Genomic DNA, 12,181 nt, shown 5'->3' on the forward strand with positions numbered 1-12,181 from the left:
GGGGGGGGGGGGGGGGGGGGGGGGGGGGGGGGGGGGGGGGGGGGGGGGGGGGGGGGGGGGGGGGGGGGGGGCGGGCCGCCCCCCCCCCCCCCCCCCCCCGACTGCTGCGGCCGGGGTCAGCGGCGGGTGCCGGTGCCGTTCGTGCCGTCGGTGTCCAGCTCCACCTGCTCCTTGCGGACCTGCTCGGTGACCGTCTCCTGCTCGGTGACGGTGTGGGTGTCCAGGCGGACGCGCTCGACCGGCACGGCCTCCTTCTCCACGACCGGGCGCTCGCCGTGGAGCACGACCTCGTGCTCCTCCTCGGAGATGGCCGGGCCGTCGAGGGCGTCGCCGATGTTGGCGTCGGTGATCGGCTCGCGCTCGATGCGGATCTCCTCGTGCGACACCGGGACCGTCTGCGAGACGTTCTCCGAGACGATGTACTTGCGGAGCCGGGCGCGGCCGGTCTCCACCCGCTGGGTGCCGACGTGCAGCTGCTCCTCGGAGCGGGTCATCGCGTCGTCGGTCGTGGGCCCGGAGGTGTCGTGGCCGACGGCCCCGCGGGTCGTGTCGGTGGTCGTGGTGCGCGTCGTGTCGGTGACGTCGGTGCCGGTGCCGCCGGCGGTGAGGCCGTAGTACCGGTAGAGCTCGGTCTCCTCCGCGGGGGAGAGGTGCCCGTCGGTGTCGATGTGCGGAGCGTTCTTGATCTTGTCCTTGGCGTAGGGCACGCGCAGCTCCTCGCCGGAGATGTCGGCGTCGGCCAGGGGGACGAAGGTCTCCTTGGTGCCGAACATCCCGGTGCGGACGGTGGCCCACTCGGGGCGGCCGGTCTCGTCGTCGAGGTAGACCTCGCCGACGGTGCCCAGCTTGCCGTCGGGGCCGACGGCGGTGCTGCCGATGACGTCGCTCAGCTGGTGCTCGGTGATCATGCGCAGAACTCCTGGGGACTCGAAGCGGGGAAAGGAGGCCTCGTCGCGGGGTGTGCTCGCCGACGAGGCCCTCACCACGATGCCCGCGCATTTACGGCGTAAACAATCGCCCCGGCAGGGCCTCCGGCCGGCTCAGTCCCGCGGGTCCCCGCGCCGCGGGGTGCGCGACTCCGTCAGCACGATCTCCAGCCGGCCGAGCAGGTTCTCCAGCGCCTCCTCGAACTCGGCGGCCGACTCGTCGAGCGAGAGCAGCGGCTCCAGCCGGACGACCGTGGGGTAGTCGCCGAGGTCGGTGCTCGCCGCCGCGTCGGGCACGCCCTCGGGCTGGTCCAGCGGGCTGATCTTCACGCCCTTCTGCGACACCTCGAGCAGCAGGTGGCCCAGCAAGAAGCTCGAGTACGCCCGGTACGCGGCGACCGCGGCCTCCTCGGTGAACCCGCTGTCGATGAGCGCGTCGAGGAAGGACTCGACCCAGCGCAGGCTGCGCAGCGGTGGGCGGACCCACGGCGCCGCGGGCGGCCGGGTGGCGACCAGGGGGAAGACCTCGGGGTGGGCCAGCGCGATCCGCCGCACGCCGTGCGCCAGCCGCTGCAGGTAGTCCTGCCAGCCGTGCGACGCGGCCAGGTGGACGTCGGGATCGCCGTAGAGCTCGTCGATGACCGACTCCACGACACCGTCGAGCAGCTGCTCGCGGCCGGGCACGTAGCGGTACAGCGCCATCGCCTCCACGCCGAGGTGCGCGCCGAGCCGGCGCATGGTCAGCGCGTTCAGCCCGTGGGCGTCGATGTACTCGATGGCGGCGCCCAGGATGCGGCGCCGGTCGAGCCCGCTCCGCCCGGCACCGGGCGGGGCGGCCGGCACCGCCGCGGCCGCGCCACCGCGGCCCTCGGGGCTGTCGGGGTCGGCGGTCGGGTCCGGCTCGGTCATCGTGCTCTCCCTCGGTCGGCGCGATCTGCCGGTGATCATGCTCGCCGGGGCACCGCACAGGGACCGGCACCCTCCTGTGAGACCGACGGAACGCAGCGTTGACGCCGGGGTCCACGAAGGGAAACGCCCGCCCCCGAGGCTGGTTCCCGTGTCCGCCACCGTGTCGCCCGCATCCGCCGTCGCGGGCGTGCGCGCCTCCCGCACGACGAACACGCACTGCCCGTACTGCTCCCTGCAGTGCGGCATGGCGGTCACCGCCGGCGCCCGCCCCGCCACGCTGGTGCCGCTGGACTTCCCGACCAACCGCGGCGGGCTGTGCTCCAAGGGCTGGTCGTCGGCCGAGCTGCTCGACCACCCGGAACGGCTGCTGCGGCCGCTGGTGCGCGCCGTCCCCGGCGACCGCACCAGCCCCCTGGTCGAGAGCAGCTGGGACGAGGCGCTCGACCGGGTCGTCGCCGCGATCGAGCGCACCCAGCGCCGGCACGGCCGGGACGCCGTCGGCTGCTTCGGCGGCGGATCGCTGACCAACGAGCAGGCCTACCAGTTCGGCAAGTTCGCCCGGGTCGCGCTGCGCACCAGCGCCATCGACTACAACGGCCGGTTCTGCATGAGCTCGGCGGCCGGCGCGGCCAACCGCGCCTTCGGCCTGGACCGCGGCCTGCCCTTCCCGCTCAGCGACATCGCCGAGGCCGACGTCGTCGTCCTGGTGGGCAGCAACCCGGCCGACACCATGCCGCCGGCGATGCAGTGGTTCGACGCCGGCCGCGAGCGCGGCGCGCAGCACATCGTCGTCGACCCGCGGCGCACCGCCACCGCCCGCGCCGCCGCCCTGCACCTGCAGGCGCTGCCGGGCACCGACCTGGCGCTGGCCAACGGGCTGCTGCACATCGCGCTGGCCGAGGGGCTGGTCGACGAGGAGTACGTGGCCGCGCGCACCACCGGGTTCGACGCGGTGCGCGACGGGGTCGCCGCCTACTGGCCCGACCGGGTCGAGCGGTTGACCGGGGTGCCGGTGCCCGACCAGCGGCGCACCGTCTTCGCCCTGGCCCGCGCGGAGAAGGCGATGATCCTCACCGCCCGGGGGGCCGAGCAGCACCGCAGCGGCACCGACACCGCCCAGGCCTGGATCAACCTCGCCCTCGCCCTCGGCCTGCCCGGCCGGCGGGGCAGCGGCTGGGGCACCGTCACCGGCCAGGGCAACGGCCAGGGCGGCCGGGAGCACGGCCAGAAGGCCGACCAGCTCCCGGGCTACCGCTCGCTGGCCGACCCCGCCGCCCGCGCCCACGTGGCCGCGGTCTGGGGCGTCGACCCCGACGACCTGCCGCTGCCGGGGAAGAGCGCCTTCGAGCTGCTCGACGCCCTCGGCACCGACGGCGGGGTGCGGACGCTGCTGGTCCTGGCCTCCAACGTCGCGGTCTCCGCGCCCGATGCGCGGCGGGTGATCAGCCGGCTGGGCGACCTCGACTTCCTCGCCGTCAGCGACTTCTTCCTCTCCGAGACCGCCGAGCTCGCCGACGTCGTCCTGCCCAGCGCCATGTGGGCGGAGGAGGCCGGCACGACGACCAACCTCGAGGGCCGGGTGATCCGCCGCCGCCGGGCGCTGGACCCGCCGGACGGCGTCCGGGACGACCTGCAGCTGCTCGCCGAGCTCGCCGGCCGGCTGGGTGCGGGGGAGCGGTTCAGCGGCGACCCGGAGACGGTGTTCGACGAGCTGCGCCGGGCCAGCGCCGGCGGGACGGCGGACTACTCGGGCATCAGCTACCGGCGGGTGGACGAGGAGCAGGGCGTCTTCTGGCCCTGCCCCTCCGACGCGCACCCCGGAACACCCCGGCTGTTCCTCGACCGCTTCGCCACCCCCGACGGCCGGGCCCGGTTCCTCCGCGTGGAGCACGTCGACGCGCACGAGCGGCCCGACGCCGAGTACCCCTACGTGCTCACCACCGGCCGGGTGCTGGCCCAGTACCAGTCGGGCACGCAGACCCGCCGCACGCGCAGCCTCCAGCTGATGGCGCCGACCCCGCGGGCGGAGCTGCACCCGGATCTGGCGCGAGCGCTGGGCGTGGGTGACACCGACGTCGTCGAGCTCGCCACCCGCCGCGGACGGGCGCGCTTCCACGCCTCGGTCACCGACACGATCCGGCCGGACACCGTCTTCGTCCCGTTCCACTGGGGCGGTGGGGCGAGCGCCAACGCGCTCACCGACGCCGACGCCCTCGACCCGGTCAGCCGGATGCCCGCCTTCAAGGTCTGCGCCGTCGCCGTCACCCGGGTCGGCGGGCCCGAGGAACGCATCCCGCCACCGGCCGCCGCCACCCAACCCCGCTCGCCCGCGCACCGCCCGACCGCGGCCCCCGTGCCGCACCCGCCGTCCCGCACGACGTCCACCCCGAGGAGAACACCCGTGAAGAGCACACCCCGCTTCCTGCAGGGCGTCTTCCCGATCACCGGCGAGGGGCTGGCCAAGCCCGGCCCGGTCGACCCGGCGCTGCGCTACACCGTCCCCGCCGGCCGGACGGCGCAGGCGCTCTACTTCCGCGGCGGGAACGCCACCGGCGAGCTGGTCTACGTGCTGCTGGTGCACGACGGCGAGCCGATGCGGTGGTTCCCGATCGGCGCCAAGGCCGACACGCACGTGCCGCTGCGCGTGGTCGAGGACCTGGTGGGCGGCTCGGTCGTGGAGCTCCACGCGGCGGCGCCCGAGGGCGTCACCGGCGAGATCGTGGTCGACCTGGGACTGGTGGAGGTCTGATGACGGCGATCCTGGGCGGCCGGCTGACCGGCGCCACGACCCTGCACCTCGAGGACGACCTGGACACCCGCGGCCGGCTGGTCGTCGTGGGCAACGGCATGGCCGGCGCGCGGTTCGTCGAGGAGGTGCTCGAGCGCGGCGGCGGGGAGCAGTTCCGGATCACCGTCTTCGGCGACGAGCCGCACGGCAACTACAACCGGATCATGCTCTCGCCGGTGCTGGCCGGGGAGTCGCACGAGGACGAGATCGTCCTCAACTCCCACGAGTGGTACGCCGACAACGGCGTCGACCTGCGCGCCGGCGTGCGGATCGAGCGGATCGACACCGCGGCCAAGCAGGTGCACGCCGCCGACGGCAGCGTGACCGGCTACGACCACCTGGTCCTGGCCACCGGCAGCTACTCGTTCATCCCGCCGATGACCGGCGTCCGTACCGACGACGGCGAGCTGCTGCCCGGCGTCTACGGCTTCCGCACCATCGACGAGACCCGGGCGATGCTCGCGGCGACCGGCCGCTGCCGGCGCGCCGTGGTCATGGGCGGGGGGCTGCTCGGCCTGGAGGCGGCCCGGGCGCTGCAGGGGCACGGGCTGCAGGTGGAGCTCGTGCACGCGATGCCGTGGCTGATGAACGCCCAGCTCGACGCGGAGGCCGGCGCGATCCTCAAGAAGAGCGTCGAGTCCCTCGGCATCGGCGTGCACCTCGACGTCCTGGCCACCGAGGTGCTGGGCACCGAGCACGTCGAGGGCGTCCTGCTGAAGGACGGCCGGCGGCTGGACTGCGACCTGCTCGTCGTGGCCGCCGGGGTGCGGCCGCACAGCGACCTCGCCGTCCGGTCGGGGCTGGAGGTGCAGCGGGGGATCGTCGTCGACGACCAGCTGCGCACCGACGACCCCGACGTGTACGCCATCGGCGAGTGCGCGCAGCACCGCGACCAGGTCTACGGGCTGGTCGCCCCGGCGTGGGAGCACGCCAAGGTGCTCGCCGACGTCCTGACCGGCACCGACCCCGACGCCGAGTACCACGGCAGCCGGACGGCGACGAAGCTCAAGGTCGCCGGGGTCGACGTCGCCGTCATGGGCGTGAACACCCCCGAGCGCGAGGACGACGAGTTCCTGGTCATCTCCGAGCCCCGGCGCGGGGTGCACCTGTCGGTGGTGATCCGCGACGACAAGCTGGTCGGCGCCACCCTGCTCGGCGACACCCGCAAGGTCGCCTTCCTCACCCAGGCCTTCGACCGCGGCGCGCCGCTGCCCGAGGAGCGCATCCGGCTGCTGGTCGACCTCTCGGACGGCGTCGAGGAGGTCGGCGTCGCCGAGATGCCCGCCGACAGCCAGGTCTGCAACTGCAACGGGGTCACCAAGGGCGACATCTGCGGCGCGGTCTCCGGGGGCTGCTCGAACGTCGGCGAGGTCATGGACCGCACCCGCGCCGGCAAGGGCTGCGGGTCCTGCAAGTCGCTGGTGAAGCAGATCGTCGAGTGGGCCGCCGACGGCGACCTCACCGAGGACCCCGCGGCGTCCTGGTACGTGCCCGGCATCCCGATGCCGAAGCCGGAGCTGATCCGGGCCATCCGCGAGCACGACCTGCGCAGCGTGTCCGCGGTCTTCGCGACCCTCGCCCCCGACGGCAAGGACGACGCGAAGTCCAAGATGGGGCTGACCTCGCTGCTGAAGATGGTCTGGGGGCACGACTTCGTCCCGGAGAAGGACGGCGAGTTCATCAACGACCGGGTGCACGCCAACATCCAGCGCGACGGCACCTTCTCCGTCGTCCCGCAGATGAAGGGCGGGGTGACCACGCCCGCGCAGCTCCGGAAGATCGCCGACGTCGCCGAGAAGTACGAGGTGCCGATGGTCAAGGTGACCGGCGGCCAGCGGATCGACCTGCTCGGCGTCCGCAAGGAGGACCTGCCGGCCATGTGGGCCGACCTCGGCATGCCGTCGGGGTACGCCTACGGCAAGAGCTTCCGCACGGTGAAGACCTGCGTGGGCAGCGACTTCTGCCGCTTCGGCCTGGGCGACTCCACCCAGCTCGGCATCGACCTGGAGACCCGCTTCCAGGGCATCGAGAGCCCGGCGAAGATGAAGCTCGCCGTCGTCGGCTGCCCGCGCAACTGCGCCGAGGCCTACGTGAAGGACGTCGGCGTCGTGGCCGTGGGCAACGGCAAGTGGGAGGTCTACGTCGGCGGGGCCGCCGGGGCCACCATCCGCAAGGGCGACCTGCTGGCCACCGTCGGCTCCCCGGACGAGGTGATGACGCTGGCCGGGCGGTTCATGCAGTACTACCGGGAGAACGCCAACTGGCTGGAGCGCACCTACGACTTCGTGCCGCGCATCGGGCTGGAGAAGATCAAGGCGGTGCTGCTGGAGGACAGCGAGGGCATCTGCGCCGACCTCGACGCCGGCATGCAGCAGTCCATCGACGCCTACACCGACCCGTGGGGCCAGGACGCGGGCGAGCCGGCCACACCCGGCCAGTTCCGCTCCGCGCTGCCGCTGATCGCCCTGCCGCAGGTGCCGGTCCGATGAGCGCGCCGCACCTCGAGGCCGCCCGGCCCACGACGCCGGGCACCGACCTGGGCACCCCCGCGACGGAGACGCAGCCCGGCACCGCCGCGCCGGGCGGGGGGACCCCGCACGTGGTCGGCCGGATCGAGGACGTCCCGCCGGGGGAGGGCCGGGCCTTCGTCGCAGGGGGTGTGCAGGTCGCGGTGTTCCGGCTGCGCGACGGCTCGCTGCATGCCACGCAGGCGGCCTGCCCGCACGCCGGGGGGCCGCTCGCCGACGGGCAGACCGACGTCGACGTCCTGGTCTGCCCCCTGCACCTGTTCGCCTACCGGTGGAACGACGGCGCCTCGACCAGCGGCGCCGCCCCGATCCGGGTCTACCCCGTGCGGGAGGAGGACGGCGCTCTGGTCGTCACCGTCTAGGGGTGCATGCGGGCGCCCTTCACCACCTTGTCGACGGCGTTCTTCGGCCCGTGCAGCGCCAGCCCGACCAGGTCGAGGTCGGCTGCGCGGACCGCCCGCACGGCGGCACGGTTCTCGACGTCGCCGCCGGTGGCGAACAGGTCGGCGGTGAACACCGACGTCGGCAGGCCCCGCTGCACCGCCCGCTCGCGGGCCCGCGCCAGGACGTCGGCCGGGCCGGTCATCACCCGCACCGGCTGCCGGATCGTGGCCAGGTACCGGGTGCCGTCGGCGTCCTCGTAGGGGCAGCCGATCAGCTCCGGGATCGCGGCGGCGACCGCGCCGGCGAGGAAGGCGGTCACGTTGAGCTCCTGCCACGGGAGCAGCCCCTCGCGCAGCAGGACGACGATCTTCGTCGGCCACGGCGGGCCGGGCTCGGAGGTCTCGGGAACGGGGAGCGTCTGCGCGGTCGTCACGGTGGTCAGCGTCCGGCCGCCGGCGCCTCCCGGTCTTGTACGTTCCTGACGTGACCGGCCCGGCCGACGTCGTCGCCTGGCGCCCGCGGGTGCCGGGGCTGACCGAGGTGCTGCACGCCCGCTTCGCCGATCACGCCTACCCGGCACACACCCACGACGCCTGGACGCTGCTCCTCGTCGACGACGGCGCGGTGCGCTACGACCTCGACCGGCACGCCCACGGCGCCTCCCCGGCGGCGGTCACCCTGCTGCCGCCCGGCGTGCCGCACGACGGCCGGTCGCAGTTCCCCGGCGGCTTCCGCAAGCGGGTGCTGTACCTGGAGTTGGGCACCCTCGGCGTCGACCGGGTCGGCCCCGCGGTGGACTCCCCGGCCTTCGCCGACGACGTGCTGCGCGACCGGATCTCCCGGCTGCATGCGGCGCTGGCGCCGCACTCGGAGCAGCTCGAGGCGGAGAGCCGGCTGGCGTTCGTCCTCGAGCGGCTGGGCCAGCACCTGGACCGGGCCGTGGCGCCCGTCGCCGCCGTGCGCGACGCCCGCGTCGCCGACAGGCTGCGGGAGCTGCTGGACGCCCGGGTGGTGGAGGGCGTCGACCTGACCGGGGCCGCTCAGCGCTTCGGTGTCACCCCGACGCACCTGGTGCGCGCCTTCACTTCTCGGGTCGGCCTCCCCCCGCACCGCTACCTGACCGGCCGTCGGGTGGATCGCGCCCGCCGGCTGCTGCTCGACGGGATGCCGGCCGCGGAGGTGGCGACGGCCGCGGGCTTCTACGACCAGGCGCACCTGACCCGGCACTTCCGCCGGATGCTGGCGACGACGCCCGCCGCCTACGCCCGGTCGGCCTGAGGAGCGGGGCGGGCGCGGACGTGCATGCGCTCGCCCTGCGGGCCGAAGAGGATCAGCCCCTCCGCGGGCTCGGGGAACGGGTTGGAGAACGCGTGCGGCACCCGGGTGTCGAACTCGACCACCTCGCCCGGGCCGAGCACGAAGTCGCGTGCGCCCAGCAGCAGCCGGATGCGGCCGGAGAGCACGTAGAGCCACTCGTAGCCGTCGTGCACCTTCTGGTCGGTGTTGCCGACCTGCCAGCGCGGGGGGAAGAGCTGCTTGTAGGCCTGCAGCCCGCCGGCCTGCCGGGTCAGCGGCACCAGGGTCATCCCGTCGCGCTCGACCGGGTGCCCGTGGACGCGGGGGTCGGCCGGTGCCTCGGCGTCGACGAGGTCGTCGAGGGCCACGCCGTAGGTGCGGGCCAGCGGCAGCAGCAGCTCCAGGGTGGGGCGGCGCCCGCCCGACTCGAGCCGGGACAGGGTGCTGACCGAGATGCCCGTCGCGTCGGCGACCTCCGTGAGCGTGGCTCCGCGCTCGGTGCGGAGAGCACGGAGCCGCGGGCCGACGTTCTGCAGGACGTGGTCGTCGGTCACGTGGGAGAGTTTGCCATACCGGCAAGCATCGTTGCCATCGTCGTCGCCCGCGGTGACAGTGGACGGCATGGACGAGCGATACGACGTGGTGGTCATCGGTGGCGGCGCGGCAGGGCTGAGCGGTGCGCTCACCCTGGCCCGCGCCCGGCGCAGCGTGCTGGTGGTGGACGCGGGGGAGCCGCGCAACGCCCCGGCCGGGCACGTGCACAACTACCTCGGCCGGGAGGGCACCCCACCGGCCGAGCTGTACGCCATCGGTCGGGGCGAGGTGGAGTCCTACGGCGGCACGGTGGTGCCCGGGCGGGTGGTGTCCGTCCGCCGGGAGGACGACGGCTTCCTCCTGGCCCTGGACGGCGGCGGGGACGTGCGCGCACGGCGCGTGCTGCTCGCGGCCGGCCTCACCGACGATCTGCCCGACGTCCCCGGCGCGGCCGAGCGGTGGGGGAGCACGGTGCTGCACTGCCCGTACTGCCACGGCTGGGAGGTGCGCGGTCGCGCCGTCGGCATCGTGAGCACCGGCCCGCTGGGCGCCTACGCCGCCCTCCTGTGGCGGCAGTGGACCGAGGACGTCGTCCTCTTCGTGCACACCGGCGCCGAGCCGGTCGGGGAGGACCTGGAGAAGCTGGCGGCCCGCGGCGTCCGGATCGTGCGCGGCGAGGTGGCCGGCCTCGAGCGCGGCGCCGACGTCCGGCTGGCCGACGGCGAGCTGGTAGCCCGGGACGCGGTGGTCGTGGCCCCGCGGTTCGTCGCCAACGGCGAACTCCTCGCGGACCTCGGGGCAGTGCCGGTGCCGATGGAGATGCACGGCGCCGTCATGGGCACCTACCTGCCCGCCGACCCGACCGGGCGCACCGACGTCCCGGGCGTGTGGGTGGCCGGGAACGCCGGTGACCTGAGCGCCCAGGTGATGGTCGCGGCGGCGCAGGGGCTCCGGGCCGGCGCGATGATCAATGCGGACCTCATCGAGGAGGACACCGCGCGCGCGGTGTCCGAGGCGCGGAGCGTGGCGGCATGAGTGCCGTGGACCGGGAGTCCTACGACGAGCTGTACCGCTCGGCCCCGGCGGTGTGGAGCGGCCGTCCGAACGGGCAGCTGGTCGTGGTGGCGAGCGGACTGCGGCCCGGCACCGCGCTGGACGCCGGCTCCGGCGAGGGCGGCGACGCCCTCTGGCTCGCCGAGCGGGGCTGGCGGGTCACCGCGGTCGACTTCTCGCCGGTCGCCGTGGAGCGCGGCGCCGCCCTCGCCCGGGCCCGCGGGCTCGGCGACCGGATCGACTGGCGGCACGAGGACCTGGACGTGTGGGCGCCGCCGGAGGGCCGCTTCGACCTGGTGACGGCCCACTACCTGCACTCGACCTGGACCGACCGCGAGACCCTGTTCCGCCGGCTGGCCGCCGCGGTCGCGCCGGGCGGGACCCTGCTGGTGGTCGGGCACCTGATGGGCGACCACTGGGGGCACGGGCAGCACCACGCGCACGACCCCGGCGTGCTCTACACGGCGGAGGACGTCGCAGCCGTGCTGAAGCCGGGGGAGTGGCAGGACGTCGTCACCGGGACCCGGCAGCGCGATCGCGGGGCGGCGGAGCGGACGGGCAACCCGGTGCCGGACACCGTGCTGGTCGCCCGGCGACGAACCTAGGCCGGACGTCGCTCGGCGTCCGCGGTGCGGGAGGTGTGCCCCCAGTCGTCGTCCGTGGGGAGGGGCCGCACGAGCGGGCGCAGACGGCGGCGGCCGGGGCGCCGGCGGCGGTGCGCCTCCTCGGCCAGTTGCCGGGCGGCGATCAGCGACGCGCTCTCCGGCCGTTCGTCGTGGCTGCTGCGCACCGCTGGTTCCCCTTCCCGTCCCTCTGCACGTAAGACGCGTCGGGAGGGCGAGATCGACCACCGCGGCAGGTCACGGCTCGGTAACGATCGCGGCGGTGGTCAGCTGCGGGGCAGGCCCAGGTCGGCCAGGGCCGCGGTGACGGCGTCGTCGCGCAGCAGCTCGAGCACCAGCAGCCGGTGCACCAGCACGCCGCGGCGGGTGAGCCGCAGGTCGGCCATCCGCAGCCGGGGGAGCGCCGAGCCGCCCGGGCGCGGCAGCGCCGGCGGCGGGTCGAGGAGGCCGGTGCGCTGCAGGTCGGCGACGTCCTCGCGGGCGCCCCAGGCCGTCCAGCCCCGCGGCTCGTCCTCCAGCGGCGCCATCGGCAGCGGAACGCGGTCCCGGCGGCCGACGGCGGCCAGCAGCGCCAGCTGGCGCCAGCGCAGCTCGCCGGCCAGGCGCAGCGCGCGGCCGACCAGCTCGGCGTCGAGGTCGGGGGAGACGCTGACCTCGGCCAGCAGGTAGCCCAGGTGGCGGACCCGGCGCTCGTCGGGAGACCGCCGGGCGGCGGCCACCACCGCTTCCACGAGTTCGTCGGCCACCGGCCGGCTGCCCGGCCGGTCGGAGAAGAAGCCGTCGGAGCGCACCGGCCGGCCGGCGCGGTGCAGCGTGGCGGCGTACTCGACGGCGAAGGCCAGCGCCGCACCCGCCCGCACCCGCTCCCGCTCGACGGCGATGCCGGACGCCTCCCCGGCCGCGGTGCGCAGCGCGGCGGCGAACCGGTCGTCCACCTGCACCCGCGCCGTCGCCGGCTCGAACACCACGGTGGCGGCGGCGGTGCTCATCGATCCGGCGACCGGGCCGCCCGCCTCGATCAGCGCGCGCCCGGTGCTCGTCTGCTCGGCTGCGGTCACGCGGTGATCCTCGTCGCTCCGGCGCCTCGCGTGCACCCCGGGACGTGGCGGTCTCACCCCCGAGGGCCACGGCACGCCGCCG

Annotated in this window: 12 protein-coding genes; 6 read left to right on the forward strand and 6 right to left on the reverse strand. The window is 75.1% G+C overall.

Annotated elements, in window-relative coordinates; all coding sequences use genetic code 11:
• Positions 1-116 precede the first annotated feature (116 nt).
• Entirely contained in the window at positions 117-908 is a 792-nt protein-coding gene (locus tag ACI79T_RS19690; RefSeq protein WP_456611781.1) for a DUF2382 domain-containing protein, read from the reverse strand.
• A gap of 132 nt (positions 909-1,040) precedes the next feature.
• A complete protein-coding gene (locus ACI79T_RS19695) occupies positions 1,041-1,835 on the reverse strand; it encodes a TetR/AcrR family transcriptional regulator (RefSeq protein WP_456611782.1) in 795 nt (264 codons plus the stop codon).
• Between the two features lie 148 nt (positions 1,836-1,983).
• Here ACI79T_RS19695 and ACI79T_RS19700 point away from each other — a divergent pair, with 148 nt between their 5' ends.
• Genes ACI79T_RS19700 through ACI79T_RS19710 form a run of 3 tightly spaced genes read left to right on the forward strand, consistent with a single transcriptional unit; the run spans position 1,984 to position 7,513 of the window.
• A complete protein-coding gene (locus ACI79T_RS19700) occupies positions 1,984-4,584 on the forward strand; it encodes a molybdopterin oxidoreductase family protein (protein WP_456611783.1) in 2,601 nt (866 codons plus the stop codon).
• On the forward strand, positions 4,584-7,112 hold the full coding sequence (nirB, locus tag ACI79T_RS19705; RefSeq protein ID WP_456611784.1) for a nitrite reductase large subunit NirB: 2,529 nt from the start codon (positions 4,584-4,586) through the stop codon (positions 7,110-7,112). Before ACI79T_RS19700 ends, nirB begins: the two co-directional genes overlap by 1 nt.
• The gene (locus tag ACI79T_RS19710) at positions 7,109-7,513 is read left to right on the forward strand and encodes a Rieske (2Fe-2S) protein (protein ID WP_456611785.1); all 405 of its coding nucleotides are present in this window, start codon (positions 7,109-7,111) and stop codon (positions 7,511-7,513) included. Before nirB ends, ACI79T_RS19710 begins: the two co-directional genes overlap by 4 nt.
• On the opposite strand, the gene ACI79T_RS19715 is transcribed toward ACI79T_RS19710, so the two are convergent.
• The gene (locus ACI79T_RS19715; protein ID WP_456611786.1) at positions 7,510-7,968 is read right to left on the reverse strand and encodes a DUF2000 family protein; all 459 of its coding nucleotides are present in this window, start codon (positions 7,966-7,968) and stop codon (positions 7,510-7,512) included. The two genes, ACI79T_RS19710 and ACI79T_RS19715, sit on opposite strands and share 4 nt — an antisense overlap.
• 50 nt (positions 7,969-8,018) lie before the next feature.
• On the opposite strand from ACI79T_RS19715, the gene ACI79T_RS19720 reads away from it, so the two are divergent.
• Positions 8,019-8,813 carry an AraC family transcriptional regulator gene (locus tag ACI79T_RS19720; protein WP_456611787.1) on the forward strand — a complete coding sequence of 265 codons (795 nt, stop codon included), beginning with the start codon at positions 8,019-8,021 and terminating at the stop codon, positions 8,811-8,813.
• Here the strand turns inward: ACI79T_RS19720 and ACI79T_RS19725 are convergent.
• Complete coding sequence (locus ACI79T_RS19725) at positions 8,795-9,385, reverse strand: helix-turn-helix domain-containing protein (RefSeq protein ID WP_456611788.1); 591 nt, start codon at positions 9,383-9,385, stop codon at positions 8,795-8,797. The two genes, ACI79T_RS19720 and ACI79T_RS19725, sit on opposite strands and share 19 nt — an antisense overlap.
• A gap of 67 nt (positions 9,386-9,452) precedes the next feature.
• Between ACI79T_RS19725 and ACI79T_RS19730 the strand changes: the two genes are divergently transcribed.
• Both ACI79T_RS19730 and ACI79T_RS19735 read left to right on the forward strand, forming a co-directional pair.
• The gene (locus ACI79T_RS19730; RefSeq protein ID WP_456611789.1) at positions 9,453-10,400 is read left to right on the forward strand and encodes an NAD(P)/FAD-dependent oxidoreductase; all 948 of its coding nucleotides are present in this window, start codon (positions 9,453-9,455) and stop codon (positions 10,398-10,400) included.
• On the forward strand, positions 10,397-11,023 hold the full coding sequence (locus ACI79T_RS19735) for a class I SAM-dependent methyltransferase (protein ID WP_456611790.1): 627 nt from the start codon (positions 10,397-10,399) through the stop codon (positions 11,021-11,023). Before ACI79T_RS19730 ends, ACI79T_RS19735 begins: the two co-directional genes overlap by 4 nt.
• Here ACI79T_RS19735 and ACI79T_RS19740 read toward each other — a convergent pair.
• Together ACI79T_RS19740 and ACI79T_RS19745 are read right to left on the reverse strand one after the other, a co-directional pair.
• Positions 11,020-11,208 (reverse strand): hypothetical protein, encoded by a 189-nt coding sequence (locus tag ACI79T_RS19740; protein ID WP_456611791.1) that lies wholly within the window; start codon positions 11,206-11,208, stop codon positions 11,020-11,022. The genes ACI79T_RS19735 and ACI79T_RS19740 overlap by 4 nt on opposite strands.
• A 99-nt stretch (positions 11,209-11,307) precedes the next feature.
• Complete coding sequence (locus tag ACI79T_RS19745; RefSeq protein ID WP_456611792.1) at positions 11,308-12,099, reverse strand: hypothetical protein; 792 nt, start codon at positions 12,097-12,099, stop codon at positions 11,308-11,310.
• Between the last annotated feature and the right edge of the window lie 82 nt (positions 12,100-12,181).

The organism is Blastococcus sp. SYSU DS0619, assembly GCF_054051035.1.

Excerpts from the sequence above, each read along its gene's own strand:
- nirB (WP_456611784.1), top strand. The coding sequence starts at position 4,584 with ATGACGGCGATCCTGGGCGGCCGGCTGACCGGCGCCACGACCCTGCAC.
- ACI79T_RS19695 (WP_456611782.1), bottom strand. The coding sequence starts at position 1,835 with ATGACCGAGCCGGACCCGACCGCCGACCCCGACAGCCCCGAGGGCCGC.
- ACI79T_RS19735 (WP_456611790.1), top strand. The coding sequence starts at position 10,397 with ATGAGTGCCGTGGACCGGGAGTCCTACGACGAGCTGTACCGCTCGGCC.
- ACI79T_RS19710 (WP_456611785.1), top strand. The coding sequence starts at position 7,109 with ATGAGCGCGCCGCACCTCGAGGCCGCCCGGCCCACGACGCCGGGCACC.
- ACI79T_RS19730 (WP_456611789.1), top strand. The coding sequence starts at position 9,453 with ATGGACGAGCGATACGACGTGGTGGTCATCGGTGGCGGCGCGGCAGGG.
- ACI79T_RS19690 (WP_456611781.1), bottom strand. The coding sequence starts at position 908 with ATGATCACCGAGCACCAGCTGAGCGACGTCATCGGCAGCACCGCCGTC.